The 20,995-nt window shown below is 71.0% G+C and carries 14 protein-coding genes; 11 read left to right on the forward strand and 3 right to left on the reverse strand.

Translation table 11 applies throughout. From position 1 onward, the window contains the following. Window positions 1-110 precede the first annotated feature (110 nt). From H613_RS0100960 to H613_RS0100985, 6 genes are all read left to right on the forward strand, one after another. Window positions 111-1,304, forward strand: coding sequence for a thiolase family protein (locus H613_RS0100960; RefSeq protein ID WP_026922310.1), 1,194 nt, complete (start codon window positions 111-113; stop codon window positions 1,302-1,304). Next, window positions 1,301-3,388, forward strand: a complete 2,088-nt coding sequence (locus tag H613_RS0100965; RefSeq protein WP_026922311.1) for a 3-hydroxyacyl-CoA dehydrogenase NAD-binding domain-containing protein — start codon at window positions 1,301-1,303, stop codon at window positions 3,386-3,388. The genes H613_RS0100960 and H613_RS0100965 overlap by 4 nt, the downstream gene beginning before the upstream one ends. A 340-nt stretch (window positions 3,389-3,728) precedes the next feature. Beyond that, entirely contained in the window at window positions 3,729-4,871 is a 1,143-nt protein-coding gene (locus H613_RS28760) for a hypothetical protein (RefSeq protein ID WP_051392781.1), read from the forward strand. A gap of 361 nt (window positions 4,872-5,232) precedes the next feature. Beyond that, entirely contained in the window at window positions 5,233-6,036 is an 804-nt protein-coding gene (locus H613_RS28765; RefSeq protein ID WP_051392782.1) for a hypothetical protein, read from the forward strand. 412 nt (window positions 6,037-6,448) lie between these two features. Then, window positions 6,449-8,713, forward strand: a complete 2,265-nt coding sequence (locus H613_RS0100980) for an SCO7613 C-terminal domain-containing membrane protein (RefSeq protein WP_026922312.1) — start codon at window positions 6,449-6,451, stop codon at window positions 8,711-8,713. A gap of 468 nt (window positions 8,714-9,181) precedes the next feature. Next, window positions 9,182-11,797 (forward strand): SCO7613 C-terminal domain-containing membrane protein, encoded by a 2,616-nt coding sequence (locus tag H613_RS0100985; protein ID WP_026922313.1) that lies wholly within the window; start codon window positions 9,182-9,184, stop codon window positions 11,795-11,797. Window positions 11,798-11,994: 197 nt separating this feature from the next. Here the strand turns inward: H613_RS0100985 and dxs are convergent, their stop codons facing one another. Further along, window positions 11,995-13,884: a 1-deoxy-D-xylulose-5-phosphate synthase gene (dxs, locus tag H613_RS0100990; RefSeq protein ID WP_035735478.1), complete on the reverse strand. Its 1,890-nt coding sequence runs from the start codon at window positions 13,882-13,884 to the stop codon at window positions 11,995-11,997. 163 nt (window positions 13,885-14,047) lie between these two features. On the opposite strand from dxs, the gene H613_RS28770 reads away from it, so the two are divergent. From H613_RS28770 to H613_RS0101015, 5 genes are all read left to right on the forward strand, one after another. Next, window positions 14,048-14,950, forward strand: coding sequence for an amidohydrolase family protein (locus H613_RS28770; RefSeq protein WP_026922315.1), 903 nt, complete (start codon window positions 14,048-14,050; stop codon window positions 14,948-14,950). 254 nt (window positions 14,951-15,204) lie between these two features. Further along, window positions 15,205-16,260, forward strand: coding sequence for a quaternary amine ABC transporter ATP-binding protein (locus H613_RS0101000; RefSeq protein WP_211234652.1), 1,056 nt, complete (start codon window positions 15,205-15,207; stop codon window positions 16,258-16,260). Next, on the forward strand, window positions 16,257-17,156 hold the full coding sequence (locus tag H613_RS0101005; RefSeq protein ID WP_051392783.1) for an ABC transporter permease: 900 nt from the start codon (window positions 16,257-16,259) through the stop codon (window positions 17,154-17,156). The genes H613_RS0101000 and H613_RS0101005 overlap by 4 nt, the downstream gene beginning before the upstream one ends. Window positions 17,157-17,222: 66 nt before the next feature. Beyond that, the gene (locus tag H613_RS0101010; RefSeq protein WP_026922318.1) at window positions 17,223-18,158 is read left to right on the forward strand and encodes a glycine betaine ABC transporter substrate-binding protein; all 936 of its coding nucleotides are present in this window, start codon (window positions 17,223-17,225) and stop codon (window positions 18,156-18,158) included. Window positions 18,159-18,263: 105 nt separating this feature from the next. Then, window positions 18,264-19,361 (forward strand): DUF5685 family protein, encoded by a 1,098-nt coding sequence (locus tag H613_RS0101015; protein WP_026922319.1) that lies wholly within the window; start codon window positions 18,264-18,266, stop codon window positions 19,359-19,361. 18 nt (window positions 19,362-19,379) lie between these two features. Here the strand turns inward: H613_RS0101015 and H613_RS0101020 are convergent, their stop codons facing one another. Next, window positions 19,380-19,706: a hypothetical protein gene (locus H613_RS0101020; protein ID WP_026922320.1), complete on the reverse strand. Its 327-nt coding sequence runs from the start codon at window positions 19,704-19,706 to the stop codon at window positions 19,380-19,382. Window positions 19,707-19,763: 57 nt separating this feature from the next. Then, window positions 19,764-20,942: a class I SAM-dependent RNA methyltransferase gene (locus tag H613_RS0101025; RefSeq protein WP_084546197.1), complete on the reverse strand. Its 1,179-nt coding sequence runs from the start codon at window positions 20,940-20,942 to the stop codon at window positions 19,764-19,766. Window positions 20,943-20,995: the final 53 nt, after the last annotated feature.

Genomic DNA, 20,995 nt, shown 5'->3' on the forward strand with positions numbered 1-20,995 from the left:
TCGCGACCTGCGGAGGGAACGCCCGCGCGACGCGCCGGGGCGAGGCGTGACATCTATCTTACTTGCGAGTAACATCGCGTGTGACGCCGCATACCCAAAGGAGGGCAAGCGTGAGAGACACCATCCGCGATGTCGTCTTCGTCGACGGAGTGAGGACGCCGTTCGGCAAGGCCGGGAAGCTCTACGAGGAGACCCGCGCAGACGACATGATCATCCGCTGCATCAGGACGCTCCTGCGCCGCAACCCGGCGCTGCCGCCTGAACGCGTCGACGAGGTGGCCCTGGCGGCCACCACCCAGATCGGCGACCAGGGTCTCACGTTGGGCCGCTCGGCGGCGCTGCTGGCGGGCCTGCCCCGCTCGGTTCCCGGCTTCTCGATCGACCGCATGTGCGCCGGAGCGATGACCGCGGTGACCGCCGTGTCGTCCGCGATCGCCTCGCGCCAGTACGACATCGCCATCGCCGGCGGTGTGGAGTCGATGAGCAACCACCCCATGGGCGAGGGCGTCGACCCCAACCCGCGCATCGTCGCCGAGAAGCTCGTCGACACCGACGCGCTGGTCATGGGCAACACCGCCGAGAACCTGCACGACCTGTTCCCGGCCATCACCAAGGAGCGCGCCGACGCCTACGCGGCGGGCACGCAGCACCGCTACGCCGCCGCGCTCGACCGGCTGAGGGCCGACTTCGCCACCATGGCCGCCCGCTCCGCGGACGAGGGCTGGACCGTGGCCACCGACGACCAGCTGCCGCGGCCCGAGACCACCGTGGAGGGCCTGGCCGACCTGCGCACGCCGTTCCGCCCCCACGGCCGGGTCACCGCCGGGACCGCCGCGCCGCTGACCGACGGCGCCACCGCCTGCCTCGTGGCCGACGCCGAGACCGCCGCCGAGCTGGGGCTGCCGGTGGCCATGACGATGGTCGGCTTCGCGTTCGCGGGCGTCGACCCCGAGACGATGGGCGTCGGGCCGATCCCGTCCACCGAGAAGGCCCTGGCGCGCGCCGGGCTCACCATCGACGACATCGGGCTCTTCGAGATCAACGAGGCCTTCGCCGTCCAGGTCCTGGCCTTCCTCGACCACTTCAAGATCGCCGACGACGACCCGCGAGTCAACCCGTGGGGCGGGGCGATCGCCATGGGCCACCCGCTGGCCTCCTCCGGCGTGCGGCTGATGACGCAGCTGGCGCGCGAGTTCGCCGAGCACCCCGAGGTGCGCTACGGCATCACCACCATGTGCGTCGGCCTCGGCCAGGGCGGCACGGTCATCTGGGAGAACCCGAACTTCGAGGGAGACAAGTCATGAGCACCTTCCCTGTCGAGCTTCCCGAATTCCCCGACGAGGTCGTCACCGAGGCGCTCGTCCGCTACATCGAGCCGCCGGGGCTGGGCGGCCGCGCGGCGCTCATCACCCTCGACAACGGCTACGACCACACCAAGCCCACGTCGATGGGCCCGGCCGGGATGCGGAACCTGTGGGACGCGTTCGACGAGGCGCTGGCCTCGGACGCGAAGTTCGTGGCCGTCACCGGCAAGCCGTTCATCTTCCTGGCCGGCGCCGACATCAAGCTCATGCCGCTGCTGGAGACGCGGCAGCAGGGCGTCGACATGGCCCGGGCCGGGCACGCGCTGTACCGGCGGCTGCGCGACTCGTCGATCCCGACGTTCGCGTTCGTCAACGGCACCGCGCTGGGCGGCGGCCTGGAGCTGGCGCTGCACTGCCATTACCGGACGGTGTCGGCCGGCGCCGTCGCACTCGGGCTGCCGGAGGTCTCGATCGGGCTCATCCCCGGCTGGGGCGGCTCGCAGCTGCTGCCGAACCTCATCGGGCCCGAGGCCGCCGCGCAGGTCGTCATCGGCAACCCGCTCAACCAGAACAAGATGATGCGCGGCCCCGATCTGACGAAGCTCGGCATCGCCGACGCCCAGTTCGAGGCCGCCGACTTCCTCGAGGAGTCGGTGGCGTGGGCGACGGCCGTGGTGAACGGCGAGATCACCGTGGAACGGGCCCAGATCGACCACGGCGAGTCCTGGCAGGCGGTCATGGCCGGGGTGCGCCGGATGGTCGAGGAGAAGGTGCACAATGCCTCTCCGGCGGCGATGCGGGCGCTCGACCTGCTGGAGCTGGCCCGCACCGCCTCGTTCGACGAGGGGACGGCGGCCGAGAACGAGGCGCTGGCCGACTGCGCCGCCTCGCCGGAGTTCAAGACGAGCCTGTACGCGTTCAACCTCGTGCGGAGGCTCGGCCGCCGTCCGGAAGGCGCGCCGAGTGCGGGACTGGCGAAGGAGATCGGCAAGGTCGGCGTCGTCGGGGCCGGGCTCATGGCCGGGCAGATCGCGCTCATGTTCGCGCGGCGCCTGGAGGTCCCGGTCGTCATGACCGACCTCGACGCCGAGCGGGCCGAGCGGGGCCTGGCGCACGTGCGGGCCGAGATCGACAAGCTCGAGGCGAAGGGCCGGGCTTCGAAGCTCAAGGCCGCGAAGCTGCGCTCGCTCGTGTCGGCCAGCGCCGACAAGGGCGTCTACGCCGACTGCGACCTGGTCATCGAGGCCGTGTTCGAGGAGCTCAAGGTCAAGCAGGCGGTGTTCGCCGAGATCGAGCCGATCGTCTCCGAGGAGTGCCTGCTGGTCACCAACACCTCGGGGCTGTCGGTCACGGCGATGGCCGCGAAGCTGGCCCGCCCCGAGCGCCTCGTCGGGATGCACTTCTTCAACCCGGTGGCGGTCATGCCGCTGGTGGAGGTCATCGCGACCGCCTCGACCGACCAGGAGACGCTGGCGACGGCCTACGCGGTGGCCAAGAAGTTGAAGAAGACCGCCGTCGGTTCGGCGGACCGTCCGGCGTTCATCGTCAACCGGCTCCTGGGCCGGATGCTGGCCGAGGTCACCGGCGCGGTGGACGAGGGCACGCCGGTGGAGGCGGCGGACGTGGCGCTCGACGAGCTGGGGCTGCCGATGCGGCCGTTCGCGCTGCTGGAGCTGGTGGGCCTCCAGGTCGCCTGGCACCTGTGCGCGCACCTCAACGAGGACCTGGGGCCGCGCTTCCCGGTCTCGGCGAACCTGCGGCGCCTGGCCGAGGCCGACGTGCCGGTGTTCGACCCGGACGCGAAGGGCCGGGGGCGTCTGACCGAGGCAGGGAAGGCGCTGCTCGAGTTCGGCGACAAGGCGTCGACGGCCGAGGAGGTCAGGCACCGGGTGCTGGCGGGTCTGGCCGAGGAGGTCGCCCTGATGCTCGACGAGGGCGTCGTGCCCGGGCCGCGGCAGATCGACCTGGCGATGATCCTGGGCGCGGGCTTCCCGTTCTGGCTCGGGGGGCTCACGCCGTACCTGGACCGGGCGGGGATTTCGGCCGAGGTGTCCGGAGATTCGTTCGGCGCCATGGAAATGTGACGGCAGTCACTTTATCTTTAGTCCGAGCCCGGACTCATCCGTTGGGATGAGTCCGGGCTCGGCCCTTGTCCCGCGTGGGGACCCGTTAACATGCGCACACGGTCGGTAACCGTCCAAAGTTGCCGAATCCGTCGCTATCGGGGAAACCGCACAAGCCGGAAAAGAATTGACGGAACCGCTCCCATTCCTTTGCATACCATCAAGTAACAATCTTTGACCTGGGGGTTCTTGGTCCTACGGTAGTCGAATGCAATTTCGCGAGACGATCGAAGGCGCGACCGGCTCCGCCCGGAGTGCCGCAATTGCTACCCGCAACCGACTGCTATCGCTCACCTCTCAGTTGCAAGAGAGGCTCGGGCCGCGACTGACCGTTCTGGGAACGATCACCGCGAACCTCGCCGCCTACCTCAAGGGCCTCGCCCTTTCCGTCATCACCCTCAGCAAGCCCCTGGTCTCCCGCTTGGCGAGCGCCGCCATCACCGCCACCGTCGCGGTCATCAGCGTCGCCGCCATCGCCGTCGACCGCAGCCGGCCGCTGGCCGCCCGGCTGTCCAAGCACCTCGAACCCGCCATCGACCTTCTCAAGCGCGCCGCCGCCGTCGCCGCCGAGCGCAGCCGGCCGCTGACCTCCTGGGTCGCTCAGCGCATCGAGCCCTGGAACGCCCTGCTCAAGGACCTCGCCGCCGTCGCCGGGCACGCCGCCCGGCGGGCCGGTGAGGCCGCCGCCGACCTGGCCCGGCCGCTGGTCACCCGCGTGACCGACCGGTTCGGCGTCCGCGTGACCGTCATCGGCGCGGCCACGGCCGTCTTCGTCGGCTCGACCGGCAGCACGGCCTGGGCCATCACGGCCATGGACGTCCCGCCCGGCGAGACCTTCACCGAGCAGACCTACGACGACACCACCGCCCTGACCATCGCCGGGATCGCCGAGGACGCCTCGAGCATGTCCGAGTCGATCGCCGACGCGCAGAGCGAGGCCGACGCCGCGGCCGAGGCCCAGGCCGCCGAAGAGGCCAAGAAGGCCGAAGCGGCCGAGCCCGACCCCGTCGGCGGCCTCAGCGACGCGCAGATGGACAACGCCGTCGCCATCATCGAGGCCGGCAAGGACGAGGGCCTGGACCGGGACGGCTGGGCGGTCGCGCTCTCCACGGCCATGCAGGAGTCCAAGTTCAGGAACTACGCCAACGTGAACGTTCCCGAGTCCTACGACTACGAGTACCAGGCCGAGGGCTCCGACCACGACTCGGTCGGCCTCTTCCAGCAGCGGCCCTCCTCGGGCTGGGGCACGGTCGAGGAGCTCATGGACCCGAAGACCTCGGCGTCCAGGTTCTACGAGTCGCTGAAGAACGTCGACGACTGGGAGGACATGCCCGTGACCATCGCGGCGCAGACCGTGCAGGTCTCGGCCTTCCCCGACGCCTACGCGCAGTGGGAGGACCTGGCCTGGGACATCATCGAGTCCTACGAGGACGCCCACTCATAACCCGCAACCCATCAAGGGAAGACTTACCTTCCGCCTCCCATAAGGAACGGGCCTCGCGCATGCGGGGCCCGTTCCCGTATCCGCATTCAACACGTTCCGTCACCGATCAACGACTCCGCCGACATGATCACGAACACACTGCACACTCGGTGATTTCGCGTCGTCCGGCGGACTGCGGGCGCTCGACCGAACGGCCGAGACGGGGCCCGCAAGATTGTGGGAGCGCACACAGATGCAGTGATAGCGCGCTTTCCCGGCGAATGGGGCACTCACCCCGACGGGTGATCGGAGCCCCACGTCCGCGCGGCGACGCCCACGCTGTCCGTCTGAGCAGCGCTTTTGCACTTCTAACCTTGCGCGAATGCGGAAACACTCCGATCCCCCGGACTCCGAGACGACAACCGAACGCGGCCGTGGCGACCAGATCGGCGTCAGCCCCGGCAGACACCACGCGCCTCCGTCGCTGGTCAGTCGCATCGCCGTCGCGGGCGCCGCCACCGTCATCGCCGCGGCCTCCGCCGCCGCGGCGGCGGGAACGATCTCCAGGACCGACGACCACACGCCGCGCGAGCGGCTGGCCGCGCACATCGTGACCGAGGCGGCCGAGGCCGACCGCGACTGGGACTCCGTCGCGCCGATGCCGAGCATCCTGCCCCAGGGCCTGGCCTCGTCGGCGCCCGAGCCGGGGAAGGTCAAGGCGGAGATCGGCCCGGCCGTCGACCCCGACGCCGAGCCGGTCGAGGGCATCGACGGCACGCAGATGGCCAACGCGATCACGGTCATCGAGGTCGGCATGGACCGCGGGCTCGGCGAGCGCGCCTGGGCCGTGGCCCTGGCGACGGCCATGCAGGAGGCCAAGCTCTACAACGCCGCCAACCCCGCCGTCCCCGAGTCGTACGACTACGACTGGGAGGCCGAGTACGCCGACCACGACTCGGTCGGGATGTTCCAGCAGCGGCCCTCCATGGGTTGGGGCACGGTCGCCGAGCTCATGGACCCGGCGACCTCGGCGGCCAAGTTCTACGACGGCCTCGAGGACGTCTCGGGCTGGGAGGACATGTCCATCGCGGGCGCCGCGCAGGCCGTCCAGGTCTCGGCCTACCCCGACTACTACGCGCAGTGGGAGGACCTGGCCTGGCGGATCGTCGACCGGGCCGTACGGTAACGGAGGCACGGCCGTCCACATCCAACTTATATCATATAACTTATATTCTATAAGATATATGATCAATGTCGACACTCGCGCGGGGCGGACCACAGCGAACGGCCGAAGGAGCAGCGCGGTCCCGACGCAGCGCTCGCGCAGGGCGGATCCGGTCGGCGGTGCTTCCGGCAGCGCCTCGGCCGGCTCCGCGTCCGTCGGCTCGGCGCAGCCGCTCGCGCAGGGACGGACCGCGCCCCGTAGTCAAGGATGAGCTTGGGTCTGGACGCAGCCGCTCGCAAAGGCGGACCGTTTAGAGGAATCCACGAAATATCCGCGCCGGTTCGGCCGACACTCCGTCGGCCGTTGTGCCGCTCTGACAAATCGTGTCCGTTTCGTCTCTTTCACGATTTGACATGAACCCGACACTGACCGTATGTCTACACAGATCACTCCTCCGCACGCTTCGGGCGGCCCGCAGGCCGGCGACGCCACGCGTCGGCGCGGCGGCCGCGCCGAGATCACCGCCAAGTCCGTCCAGGTCGTCCTGCTGTGCCTGGGCGGGCTGCTCCTGACCGCCGCGGTCATCGTCTTCACCGCCGTGGCATGGCGCGAGATGGGCGACGGCGGGCGGCTGGCCATCCTCGCCGGGTTCACCGGGCTCCTCCTGGCGGTTCCAATGGCGCTCACGAGGTTCCGCCTGTGGGCGACCGCCGAGACCCTGGCCGCCATCGCCACGCTCGCGCTGTGGTGCTCGGCACTGGCCGGGTACTACCTGTACCTGCCGGCCGGCACCGGGCTCACCGCCGCGTCGGTGGCCGCCTGGACCACGCCGGTCCTGATCGGCGCCACCGGGTACCGCATCGCCGCCCGCGTCAGCTCCCCGGGTTGGGCCCTGCTCCCGGTGGCCGCCGCGGGGGCCTCCTTCGCCGCGGTCGCCGACGTCTTCGAGGCGGCCCTCCACATGGTCGTCATCGGCGCGGTCCTGGCGGGCGCCGCCTGGACGGTCCGTGCGCTGCCGACCCGGCACACCCGCTCCGACCAGTGGTCGGCCCGCATCCTGGCGTGCGCGGCCATCGTGACGGTCTTCCTGGCGGGCCTGCGCGTGGCGTTCGGCCTCGACGCCTCGCTGCTGTCGGCGGTGGCGGCCGCGACCTGCCTGGCCGCCTCGGCCGGGGCGCTCGCCACCGTTCACGTCCGGCGCGAGGGCGCCTCGGTCTCCGCGCTCGCGGTCATCGCCTCGACCACCGGCGCGCTCGTCGTCGCCGCGTGGATCCTTACCGTCCGCTCGGCAGATCCGGCGATGATCTTCCCCGCCTTCCTGCTCATGGCCGTCGTCATCGCCGCCCTGGCCGCCTGGACGGATCCTGACGGCCCCGTCTGGCTGCCGCTGGCCGCGGCCGCCGCGTCGGTCATCGTCTCGCTCGGGACTCTCGGCGTGGTCCTGACCGACGCCTACGAGGCGACCTCGTACTTCGGCGCGGCGGTGCTGGCCGCGGCGGTCGCGCCGGTCTTCCCGGCGGCGCTGCGCACCGCCCTGCGGCGGGCAGCGGCGGCCGTCGGGGCGGCCGTCCTCGCCTGGTGCGCCGCGCTCGCGCTGTGGACGGTGCCCGTCGCCTTCGGGGCGGAGCCGAGCTGGTTGCCGGGCTGGGAGGTGTCGGCGATCGCCCTCGTGAGCGCGGTGGGGCTGCCGATGGTGCCGAAGCGGTGGCGGCTGGACTTCCTCACGGTGATCGCCGCGATCGCGGTACTGGCCGCGGGCGGGCTGTGGGAGCGCCCGTGGGCGCCCGCCGCGTCATTCGCCCTGGTTACCGCCGCGGCCTTGATCGTGGCGATCGGCTCCTCTGGGCTAGTCCGGCGCTGCATCGGCTGGGTCGGCGCGTACACGTGGGCGGCGGCCGCGATCCTGGCCGCCTACAGCCAGAGTTCCGGCGATGCCGATCCGGCGCTCTTCGCCTTCGTCGGTGTCGCCGCGGGAGCCGTCCTGCTCATAGTGGCGCTCACCGCGCCGATGGGCCGGGGGCCGGACCGGGTGGCGGCGCGGATCGGCGCGCACGCGTTCATCGGCCTGCACCTGCTGTGGTCGCTGACGACGGTCCAGCCCATGAGCGGCGAGCCGCTCTCGGTGTTCGTGCCCGCGGGCTTCGTGGTCTACGCCGCCGCGCTGGCCGTGGCCGCCTGGGCGGCGCCCGCATATCGGGTGGGCCACGTCTTCGCCGCGTTCGGCGCCGCGACGGCGGCGCACCTGCTGCTGGCGGCTCGCGGCGGGGTCGCCGATCTGGAGTATTACACCGTGCCGCCCGCGGTGCTGCTGTTCGGAATCGGTCTGTGGCTGCTGCGGCGCGACCCCGAGAGGGGTTCGTGGACGGCGCTGGCACCGGCGCTCGCGGTGGGCTTCGGGCCGTCGCTGGCGCTGTCGTTCGGGCCCGACGGCGAACCGCTGCGGCGCGTCCTCGTCGGCGCCGCCGCGCTGGCGGTGCTGCTGGTCGCCTCCGCGAGGCGCTGGCAGGCGCCGCTGGTGATCGGTGCCTTGGTCCTCGCGGCCTTGAGCGTGAACGAGCTGGTGCTCCTGTGGGGCAGGGTCCCGAAGTGGATCCCCCTGGCGGTCGGCGGGGCAGTGCTCATCACCGCAGGTGCGACGCTCGAACAACGCCGCCGAGACCTGGCCCGCCTGCGCAACGGCCTGAAGGAGATGCGCTAAGCCAGAGAAAGCTTATAGGTTATAGATTATATAAAACGGATATAACTTATAACCTATAAGCTTGCATATTCTATAGGATGCAGGCGGCTCGGCGGCTCGGCGGCTCGGCGGCACGGCGGCACGACGGCACGACGGCACGACGGCACGACGACACGACGACACGACGACACGACGACACGACGACAGCACCCAATCCACACCCGGATAGCAGCCCGCGAAAGCACGACCGGCCGGACGATCTGGCGCGGTCTTGTCTCCTCACACTCCCGCGGGCGCGGAAGCGCTCCGGCAATCACCCGTGCCCGCTTTCGCTGCCCCTGGACGCGGCAGAGTGCGGCGAACCGTTTAGAGGAATCCACGAAGATTCGGGCCCAAAACACTGCAACGGCCACAACGAGTTGTGGCCCGCCGACAATCAATGTCCGTTTCGTCGGGTCCGCGAGTTGACAGGATGGCGACACTGTTGTGATGACGACCTTCAACTGCCCCCGCTGCGGCCGTCCGAGCACGCCCGAGCGGTGTCCCTCGTGCGGCCGGGGGCCCGAGCCGCTCCTCACCCGCCTCACCGAACTCGACGCGGCACTGCGGGTGCTCTCCTCCGGCACGAACAGCCGCAGCGCCGTCGAGTCCGAACGGGTCCAGGTGCTCGACGAGCTGGGGCGCCTCGCGGCCTCCTACCGGACCGCCGCTCCGGTCACCAGCCCTCCGACCGCCGATACCCCTGCCGTCATCCACACCCCGGCCACAGCTGGCACTCCGGCCGCGATGCCCGCCGCGCCGCAGGGGCCTCCCCCGCCACAGACCCCGGCCGGCCCCCCGCTGCCCGGCGGCTTCCCGGCCACGCCGCCGCCCGTCGCGGTCCGGCCGCGCCGCGAGGTCGGCTCCAAGACCGTCCAGACCCTGCTGCTGGGCCTTGGCGGGCTGCTCGTGGCGGCCGCGATCATCATCTTCACCGCCGTTGCCTGGCGCCACATGGGCGACACGGGCCGACTCCTGGTCCTCGGCGCCTTCACCGCGCTCATGCTGTCGCTCCCGGCCGTGCTCATCCGCTTCCGCCTGTGGGCCACCGCCGAGACCTTCGCGGCGCTGGCCGCGCTCGCACTGTGGTGCTCGGCCCTGGCCGGGTACTACCAGATCCTTCCCTCCGGCGCCTCGCTCACAGCTGAGGCCGTCGGCACCTGGACGATGCTGGTGCTCGCCGTTCTCGCCGCGTACCGGGCCGGAATCACCGCCACCGCCTCCGGTTGGGCGCTCCTGCCACTGGCGGCGGTGGGCTCGGCGTACGCCGCCGCGGGCGAGACGACGAACGCCGCGCTCCTCATGGCCGGCATCGCGGTCGTGCTCGCGGCCGGGTCCTGGATCGTCGGGCACCGCCCCAGCCGCCATCCGCGCTCGGACCTGTGGGCCTCGCGTCTGCTGCTGTGCGGCGCCGTCGTCCTGGCCTTCCTCGCCGGTCTCCGCATCGCCTTCGACCTGGACAAGGAACTCGTGGCGCCGATCGCCGCGGTCATGACGGTACTGGCGGCGGGGAACCTGGTGGCGACCGTCTACGCCCGCCGCGCGGGCGCCGCGATCACCACGGTCATGGTGGCCTCCTCCGCGACCGTCGCCATGACCGTCGCCGCGTGGGTGCTGGCGGCCCGCTCCGACGAGACCGCGCTGATAATCCCCTCGCTCGCACTGCTGGCCGCGATCGCCGCGGCGGCGATCGACGAGCTGGCGGGCACCGACGGCGAAGCCTCCCGGAAGGCGTCGGGACTGGCGGCCATCGCCGCGCTGGCGGCGTTCGCGATCGTCGTGACCGACGCGCCCGATCTGACCTCCTATCTCATCGCGGCCGTGCTGGTCGGGCTGCTGTCGTTGGCGCTGCCCGAGCCGCTGCGCCGCTCGCTGCGGCACGCGGCCTACATCGGCGGCGGCGCCATCGCGGCCGCGGCCACGGCAATCGCGCTGGCGGCGCTGCCGTCCCTGTGGTGGGACTCCGGGTTTCCCGAGCTCCTCACCTGGGAGGTGCCGATCGTGCTCGCGCTCCTGGCGCTGAGCGCCGCGCTGGTGCCGGAGCAGCGACGCTTCGACGTCGTCGCGATCGCGCTGACCCTCGCCGCGATCGCCGCTTCCATGCTCCTGTGGCACGGCGACCCGTCGCGGTTCGACGCGATGCCGGTCGTCGGGTTCGCCTTGGCGGCGTTGATCGCTCTGGTCGGCGCCATGGCCTCCTCGACGCTCGGGGGGCGCTGCGCGAGCTGGTGCCTGCTGGTCGTCTGGCTGCCGCTCACGGCGAGCGCGGCCGGCGCGAGCTCTTCGATCGACGCGTCGGCGTCACAGCTCGGGTTCGGCCTGGTGGCCGCCGCGGCGGCGATGCTCGCGACCGCCGCCGGGGCGCCCAGGCGCAGCCGCATCGACCGGGTGCTCGCCGCGATCCTGGCGCATGTCCTGGCGGGAGTCACGGCCGGGACGATGATGGTCGCCGAATGGTTCGGACAGCTCATCAGCGACGCGAACGCGAGCCTGTACCTGCCCGCGGCGCTCGGGATCTACACGCTCGCGCTCACCGGCGTGGCGCTGATGGCGCCGGTCAAGAAGCAGCCATACGTCATCGCGGCGCTGGCCACCGGCACCGCGGCATGGTGGACGCTCCTGACGGCGCTGGGAGAGGAGACCCTCGAGGTGTTCACCGGGCCTCCGGCGCTGGTGCTGTTCATCCTCGGCCTGTGGCAGCTGCTGCGGCGCCCCGAGGCGGGCTCGTGGGCGCAGCTGGCGGCGCCGATCGCGGTGGGCATCGGCCCGAGCCTGCTGCTGGCGCTCGGCGAAGAGGGCGACCCGGTGCGGCGTGTCGGGGTCGGCGCGGCCGCCCTGGCGGTGGTGGTGGCGGGGCTGGCGCGACGCTGGCAGGCGCCGCTGGTGTTGGGCTCGATCGCCTTGGTGGTGTTGACGATCAACGAGCTCGCTCTCGTCTGGCACGCGATTCCGCAGTGGATCGCGCCGGCGGTGGGCGGGGCGATCCTCATCGCCGCGGGCGCCACATTCGAGAAGCGCCGCCGCGATCTGGTCCGACTGCGCAACGGCCTCAGGGCGATGCGCTAGGGCGAAGCTACTTTATGGACTATAAAATATAGGGTATAGGTATAATTTATATTCTATAACTTGCTCACATCTTATATCTTATATCTTATATCTTATATGATATAGGAAGTAAGCGGCGCGACCCGGCGCGACCCGGCGCGACCCGGCGCGACCCGGCGCGACCCGGCGCGACCCGGCGCGACGGTTGGGGGGCCGGGTTATCCGGCCCTTCTTGCCACTTCCTCTTGGAGGCGCTCGGCCATGGCCTCGGGGGTGAGGCCGAGGTCGGCGAGCAGTTCGCTCCGTGTGCCGTGGGGGTGCCAGTCGCGGGCGACGGCGAAGTCCACGAGGGGCACGTCGTCGCCGCTGTCGCGCAACGCTTGGGCGAGCGCGTCGCCGAAGCCGCCGGTGCGGATGCCGTCCTCGGCGGTGGCGACGAGCTTGTACTGGCCCGCGAGCTTCACCAGGGCGTCCGGGACCGGACAGACCCAGCGCGGGTCGACGACCGCGGCGTCCACTCCCTGCGCGGCGAGGAGCTTCGCCGCCTCGACGGCAACGGCGCCCAGCGGACCGCAGGCGACGATGAGGAGGTCGGCCTCGGCAGGCGGCTCGACCAGGAAGTCGAGCCCTTCGCGCGTATCGACCGGGGCGAGGTCCTCGGTGGGGATCGCGCCGGTCGGGAAGCGCAGCATGGTGGGCCCGTCGTCGACGGCGAGCGCCTCGGCGAACGCCTGGCGGAGCGTGGCCTCGTCCCGAGGCGCGGCGATGCGCAGGCCGGGCACGACGCGGAAGATCGAGGTGTCCCACACTCCATAGTGGCTGGGCCCGTCGGGGCCCGTGATCCCGGCGCGGTCGAGCACGAACGTGACCGGCAGCCGGTGCATGGCCACGTCGAGCACGGTCTGGTCGAACGCGCGGTTCATGAACGTGGAGTAGACGGCCACGACGGGGTGCAGGCCGTTCATGGCGAGCCCCGCCGCGGAGGTCACGGCGTGCTGCTCGGCGATGCCGACGTCGAAGACCCGGTCGGGGAAGCGCTTCATCAGTTTGTCGACGCCGGTGGGGCCGGGCATGGCGGCCGTGATGGCCACCAGGTCCGGCCGGATCTCGGCCTGGGAGACGAGCTCTTCGGCGAACGCGGCGGTCCAGCGGCGCTTGGAGGCGCCGACCGGCTCGCCGGTCATCGGGTCGAAGGCCGCCGGGGAGTGCATCTGCTCGGCCTCGTCGGCGCGGGCCGGGGCCCAGCCGTGGCCCTTCTCGGTGAGGGCGTGGACGATGACCGGCCCGCCGAAGCCCTTGGCGCGCTCCAGGGCCTCGGTGAGCTCGCCGAGATCGTGGCCGTCGACGGGGCCGACGTACTTCAGGCCGAGGTCGGCGAACATGCCCTGCGGGGCGAGCGCGTCCTTCAGGCCGGTCTTCGCGGCGTGGAGCGCGGAGTAGGCGGCGCGGCCGACCACGGGGATCTTCTCCACCGACTCCTGGATCCTGCGCAGCGCGGGCTCGTAGCCGGGGTTGAGGCGCAGCCCGGCGAGGCGCTTGGCGAGGCCGCCGACCGTGGGCGCGTAGGAGCGCCCGTTGTCGTTGACGACGATGACGAGCTTGAGGTCGTCGCGGGCGGCGATGTTGTTGAGCGCCTCCCAGCACATGCCGCCGGTGAGCGCGCCGTCGCCGACGACGGCCACGACGTGGCGGTCGTCGCCGGACAGGGCGTGGGCCTTGGCGAGGCCGTCGGCGTAGGACAGCGCGGTGGAGGCGTGCGAGTTCTCGACCAGGTCGTGGGGCGACTCGGCCCGGTTGGGGTAGCCGGTGAGGCCGCCGCGGCGGCGCAGGCCGTCGAACCGCCCGGCCCGCCCGGTGAGCGCCTTGTGGACGTAGGACTGGTGGCCGGTGTCGAAGACGACCTGGTCGTGCGGCGAGTCGAAGACGCGGTGGATCGCCATGGTGAGCTCCACGACCCCGAGATTGGGGCCGATGTGCCCGCCGGTCTTGGCGACGGCGTCGATGAGGAACTCGCGGAGTTCCTCGGTCAACCGCGGCAGGTCGGCCTCGTCCAGCGATTTGAAATCGGCGAGTCGGCCGATGGTCGACAGCAGCGGGTATGAGCTCATAACGCCGAAGTCTATCGGCGGCCGCGGCGCGGGTGTTAGTCCAAGACGTGCACTGAGGCCGGCCGCATACCCCTATCGAGTGTCGGAAAACAGTCATTCCCCGAAAGGGACACGCCGGGCGAAAGTCCTGCATGCCTCGCCATCGAGGTGTGATCATCGCGACATGGACCTCATCGACCTGTACCAGAACACCGAGTGGCCCGCCCGTCTCGATCAGGTGCTGGGCTCCTCGCCGGTGGACTGGGCGGTCCGGCGCAAGAGCGTCGAGGAGGACGTGGTGCCGGGCCTGGCGCGGCTCCAGCGCATGTCGGCGGTGCCGCGGTTCGATCTCGACGCGGTCGAGGGCGAGGTGTACGAGGGGATCTTGGAGGGCGCCCTGAACGCGGCGGCCACGGCCGGCGCCGTCTACACCGAGCTGCGGCTGCCGCAGGAGTCGGTGGCCTACCCGGGCTTCATGGAGCGGTTCGACGCGGCGAAGCGGAGTGTCGCCGAGCGCTTCCCGGCCTTCGAGGCGCGCGCGGTGCTGAGCCTGAATCTGTGGGAGCCGACGGTCAAGGAGATCTGCGACGCCTTCGGGGACGCCGCGGCGGCGGGACTGGCCGGGGTGGAGCTCATCTACGTCCCGTACGCGGCCGAGGCGGACTGGACGCGCGGTCAGGCCGTCGCGGACGCGGCGGCGCAGGCCGGCCTGGGGGTGACGGTCCCCGCGGGGGCGTTCAACGCCTCGAACGTGGCCGCGGTGGCCCAGTTGGAGGGCGTGGGCCGGATCGGCCACGCCGTCGGCGCCGCCGACGACCCGGGAATCCTGCGACTGCTGGCCGAGCGCGGCGTGACGGTGGAGGTGTGCCTGACCTCGGCGGTGCTCCTCGGCATGGTCGCGCGGCTCGAGGACCACCCGCTGCCGCGGTTCCTGGAGGCGGGCGTGGACGTGGCGCTGGGCACCGACTCGCCGATGCGGATGGGCACCGACATCGCCGCCGAGTACGCCAAGGCCGCCTCGCTGGGCCTGAGCGAGGCCGACCTGGACGCCGTCTCGGCGCGGGCGAGGGCCGCCAGGCTGCCCTAGAAAGAGGGCGCCGGAGGCGCCCGCCGGGACCTGAATCGCGGTCGGTTTGGTTACTGTTCTGCAACGTTCGTGACAACGTCGGATTGCAGACAATCGGAACGCCGACTGCGTGATCGCGGAACGCAGGCCTTCCACCTGCGAAAACACTGATCGTCTACGTGCCGTGTTGATCTTCTCACGCCCTGCTCGCGTGTCGAAAACCCAGGTCTTGACTAGTGTTGCTGCGGTTGCCGCCCGACAACCGGAAGGAAGCGATGTCTGCCCTAGCAGTCGATTCCCTGTACAAGGTCTTCGGCAAAGGCGCCCGCCAGGCCGTCGCCGAACTGGAGTCCGGCGTCCCCCGCGACCAGTTGACCAACCAGAAGGTGACCGCAGCGGTCATCGACCACAACTTCGAGATCGCCTCCGGCGAGATCTTCGTCGTCATGGGCCTGTCCGGCTCCGGCAAGTCCACCCTCATCCGGATGCTCAACGGCCTGCTCGAACCCACCGCCGGCTCCATCTGGATCGACGGCGTCGAACTGGGCGGCCTGTCGAACAAGGGCATACGCGAGCTGCGCCGCGACAAGGTCAGCATGGTATTCCAGCACTTCGCGCTCCTCCCCCACCGCACCGTGCTCGAGAACGTCGCCTTCGGCCTGGAGATCAAGAAGACGCCCACCGCCGAGCGCACGGCCAAGGCCCTGGAGACCGTCGAGATGGTCGGCCTCGCCGGCCAGGAGGACAAGCTGCCCTCGCAGCTGTCCGGCGGCATGCGCCAGCGGGTCGGCCTGGCCCGCGCCCTGGCGGCCGACACCGAGATCCTGCTCATGGACGAGGCGTTCAGCGCGCTCGACCCGCTCATCCGCCAGGAGATGCAGGACCAGCTGCTCGACTTGCAGAAGACGCTGAACAAGACGATCGTGTTCATCACCCACGACCTCAACGAGGCCATGAAGATCGGCGACCGCATCGCCATCTGCGACGGGCGGATCGTGCAGCTCGGCACCGCCGAGGACATCCTGCTGCACCCGGCCGACGACTACGTCGCCGAGTTCACCGCCGACGTCGACCGCTCCCGCGTGCTCACCGCCGAGGCGGTCATGGAGCCCTGCGGCAACACCGACACCAGCGACTTCGACACCGTCGAGTCCGACACGCTCGTCTCGGAGCTGTACGAGCACGTCCTGTCCTCCGAGGACCCGGTGCTCGTCGTCGACGACCGCGCCGACCCGCTCGGCGTGGTCACTCCCAGGGGCATCATCAAGTCCCTCGCCCCCGAACCCGACGACGAGGCCGACGCGGCCGTCGAGGAGCCCGAGCACGCATGATCGACTACCTGCACGACTGGTTCTGGACCTACATCTGGAAGCCTTTGCCGGACATCCCCTTCGGCGACTGGATGGAGTCGTTCGTCCGCTGGGCGCGCGACGCGTGGGCGCCGCTGTTCGAGGGGACCAACACCTTCCTCGAATCGCTCCACACCGGACTGTCCGACGCGCTCTTGTGGCTGCCGTCGGGATTGATGGTGATCATCTTCGCGGCCATCGCCTACTTCGCCAAGGGCTGGCGCCTGGCGGCCCTGGTCGGCGTCGGCATGTTCGTCGCCGCCTGGACCCCGTACTGGGAAGAGACCATGGAGTCGCTCGCGATGGTCTTGATCGCGACCGTGATCGCGACGGTCCTGGCGATCCCCCTGGGCATCCTCGCGGCCGAGAACCGGACGGCCTCGGCGATCGCCCGCCCGATCCTGGACTTCATGCAGACCCTGCCGCAGTTCGTGTACCTGCTGCCGGTGGTCATGCTCTGGGGCATCGGGGTCACGCCGGGCATCATCGCGACGATCATCTTCTGCATGCCCCCCGGCGTGCGACTGACCGAGCTGGGCATCCGGCAGGTCGACCAGGAGGTCGTCGAGGCCGGGCAGGCCTTCGGCGCCTCTCCCGCCAAGATCCTGGCGGGCATCAAGCTCCCGCTGGCGCTGCCCACGATCGCCGCCGGACTCAACCAGGTCATCATGCTCGCCCTGTCGATGGTCGTCATCGCGGGCATGGTCGGCGGCGGCGGCCTCGGCGGCGTGATCGTCTCGGCCCTGGGCCGGGTGGAGATCGCCAAGGGCTTCAACGCCGGACTGGCCGTGGTGGTCCTGGCGGTCTTCCTCGACCGGGTCATGCAGGGCCTGGCCGACCGCACGCCGGTCGCCCGAGCCGCGCGAGTGCGCGCCTGAGACCCCTGAAGACGCCCCGAAGACCCGGAAATCGGCAAGAGACCGGACAACAGAGAAGGAGACGACATGCGACGTCGTTCGATCATGAAGGGCACCACCGCCATCGGTGCCGCAGCCGCACTGGGGCTGAGCCTGTCCGCCTGCTCGGTCGAGGAAGAGGGCGGAGGTGACTCCGGCGGCTCCAGCGACAGCATCGACTTCAACCTGCCCGAGGGCGAAGGCGAGCTGACCATGGCCATCATCCCCGGCTGGGACGAAGGCGTGGTCGCCACCGAGGTGTGGCGCCAGGCCCTCGAGGACGCCGGCTACGACGTGACCGTCGAAGAGGTCTCCGAGGCGGGCGTGCTGTACCAGGGGCTCGCCGACGGCGACATCGACGTCTACCTCGACGGCTGGCTGCCGATCACGCACGCCAGCTACATGGAGGAGTTCGGCGACCAGCTCGAGAAGATCGGCACGTGGAACGAGAACGCGGTGCTGACCGTGGCCGTCCCGACCTACGTCGAGGACGTCGACTCGCTCACCGAGCTCAACGACAACGCCGAGATGTTCGGCAACCGCATCGTCGGCATCGAGCCGAGCGCCGGCCTGACCGAGGCCGTGCTGGAGAACACGATCCCCACGTACGGCATCGAGGACCTGGAGCTGGAGACCTCCACGACCGCGACCATGCTGTCCGAGCTCGACTCGGCCATCGCCGCCGAGGAGCCCATCGTGGTGACCCTGTGGCAGCCGCACTGGGCCTACTCCAAGTACGACCTCAAGAACCTCGAGGACCCGGAGAAGACCCTGGGCGAGATCGAGACCATCAACACGCTGGCCACCGCCGGGTTCTCCGACGAGCACCCCGAGCTCGCCGAGGTCCTCTCCACGTTCAAGATGACCGACGAGCAGCTCGCCGGCCTGGAGCAGGTCGTGTTCGACGAGCACGAGGGCGACGTCGAGGCGGGCGTGACCGCCTGGCTCGAGGAGAACTCCTTCCAGGAGCTGTTCGCCTCCTAGCACCGCTTTTCCACGCGGCCGCCGGCATCGTCCGGCGGCCGCTTTGCATGCCGCCGATAGGATGCCTCTCGACCGTCCCCCGGCGATCAGGAGACAAGCGGCCCCATGTTCGGCATCCTCGCACCGTGCCCCTCGCGCACCCCCGACGACCTCAAGCCCCGCTGGATGGGCCATTTCTGCGGCCTGTGCCTGGAGCTTCGCGACGACGCCGGGCACCTTTCGCGGCTGACCACCAACTACGACACGCTCGCGCTGTCGGTCCTGGTCGAGGCCCAGCAGGGGTCCGAGGCGGGCGGGCGCGACGCCGGGCCGTGCGCACTGCGCGGGATGCGCCGCCAGCGCATCGCCACCGGCGGCGGCCCGCGCCTGGCGGCCGCGGCATCGCTGCTCTTGGCCTCGGCGAAGCTGCGCGACCACGTCGAGGACGGCGACGGGTTCGTCGCCCGCCGCGGCGTGGCGGGCCTGGCCGGGAGGGCGGCCGGGCGCTACCGCTCGAAGGCCCTGGCGATCGGCGAGTCGATCGGGCTGCCAGTCGAGCAGATCATGGCCTCGGTCGACCGGCAGCAGGCCGTGGAAGGCGCCTGCGGGCCCGGCACGCCGCTCGCGGAGGTCACCGCGCCGACCGAGCGGGCGACGGCCGACCTGTTCGCCCACGCGGCGGTCCTGGGCGGCAACGAAGACAACACCGGGCCGTTCCGGGCCGCGGGGGCCGCGTTCGGGCGCCTGGCGCACCTCTTGGACGCCGCCGAGGACTTCGAGGACGACGCCGAGCACGGCGCGTGGAACCCGCTGGCGGCCACCGGCACGGGCCTGGACGAGGCCCGCTCGCTCGCGCGGGGCGCGCTGGCCGACATGCGCATGGCGCTGGAGGCCGCCTCGTTCGTGGACGAGGCGATGGTGCGGCTGCTGCTGGACCGCTACGCCTCGCACGCGGTGTCGAAGACGTTCGGCTCGACGTGCGCGACCTACCGGAGGCCGGAACGGCGCTCCGGACATCACGAGTACCACGACGACATGGGCCGCAAGACGACGCCGCGCGGATTCTGGGCGGGGCTGTGCGTGGGCATCGGCCTGTGCTGCTCCTGCCAGTGCTGCTGCAAAGAGCGCTACGAGGGCGCCTGGTCGCGCAAGCCCAGAGAGGGCTGCTGCCGCGACTGCTGCGATTGCTCCTGCTGCGAGTGCTGCGCCTGCGATTGCAGCTGACCGCCGGTGCCGAGCGGTTCAGTCCTCGCCTATGGCGGCGGCCTGGCCGGTGTCGATGCGGCCTATCTTGTCGCCGTCGACGGTGAAGTCCCAGTAGGTCGTCATCTCGCCCCACTTGTCGTCGCGGACGGCGACGATGAGGCGCGAGCCGTCCAGGGCCTCGCGTTCGGGGGTCAATCGGGCGTCGGCGTCGAACAGGTTCGCGTCGCACCATTCGGCGAGGTCGCGCGCGACGCCGTCGTCGGTCAGGGCGGCGTCGCCGGTCAGCAGGTCGTAGAAGGCCGTGCGATCGCCCGCGTTCACCGCGTCGACGAGCGCGGCCACGACCGGGTTCGAAGGTCTCATGGCCTCATTGTGGCGACCGGAGCGCCCCCACTGCGGCGAATCCGAGATTTCGTCGCGTCACTCGCTCGGTTCGAACAGGGCGATCGTCTCGAAGTGCTGGGTCATCGGGAAGGCGTCGAAGGCGCGCATCCGCTTCGGCTCCCAGCCGTGATCGGCGAAGGCCTTGACGTCGCGGGCCAGCGCCCCGGCGTCGCAGGCGACGTAGCAGATCGCCCTCGGCCGCGCTTCGACGAGCGAGGCCACCACCTCGGGCCCGGCGCCGCTGCGCGGCGGGTCGAGCACCACGATGTCGACGCCGCCGAGGGCGGGCACGGTAGCGGCGACGTCGCCGTCGATCGCCCCGGCGTGCTTCCAGTCGGCGAGGTTGGCGGCGGTGTGCGAGGACTTCGCGTTCTCGACGGCCACCACTCGACCCGACTCCCCCACCGTCTCGGCGAGCCCGGCGGCGAACAGGCCCGCACCGGCGTACAGGTCCCAGGCGGCCTCGCCCTCGCGCGGCTCGAGGAATTCGAGCACGCATTCGAGGAAGGCCCCGGCGGCGGCCGGGTGGACCTGCCAGAAGCCGTCGAAGCCGAGCTCGAATTCGACCTCGCCGACCCGCTGGTGGACGGTCGCGGGGCCGCGCTTGCGGTGCGGCCGGGAGGTGCGGCGCAGCTGGGTGTAGACGGCGAGCTCGTCGTCATCGGAGTCGACGACGCCGACCGCGCCCATGCCCTTCCAGTCCTCGGAGAGGACCGGCGCCGAGCGGATCGGCTCGCTGGCGATCCGGCACCAGTCGATGTGGACGATGTCGCGGGACTTGTGCTCGCGCAGCCCCGCCCTGCCGCCGGGGTCGACCGCGTACTGCATGCGGGTGCGCCAGCCCAGCGGGCCCTCCTTCCACGGAAGGGCCTCGACCGCGACGCCGTCGAGCTTGGCGGCGTCGAGCCCGCCGATGCGGGTGAGCTGGTCGGCCAGGACGCGGGTCTTGAGGCGCAGCTGGGCCTCGTGGGTGGCGTGCTGGAAGTCGCAGCCGCCGCACTTGCCGGGCCCGGCCCACGGGCAGGGCGGCTCGACGCGGTCGGGCGAGGCCTCCAGGATCTCGACGGCGTCGGCGAACGCGAAGCGCTTCTTGCGGTCGGTGACCTCGATGCGCACCCGCTCCCCGGGCAGGGCGTGGCGCACGAAGTACACCTCGCCGTCGACGCGGGCCACGCAGTGTCCTCCGGCGGCGACGTCCCCTACGGTGACGATCATCGTCCTCATCAACCCCTGATCTGGTGGGCCGGGGCCGCCCGACGGGCGTCGGC

The sequence above is a fragment of the Glycomyces arizonensis DSM 44726 genome (assembly GCF_000482705.1).
Taxonomy (GTDB): Bacteria; Actinomycetota; Actinomycetes; order Mycobacteriales; family Micromonosporaceae; genus Glycomyces; species Glycomyces arizonensis.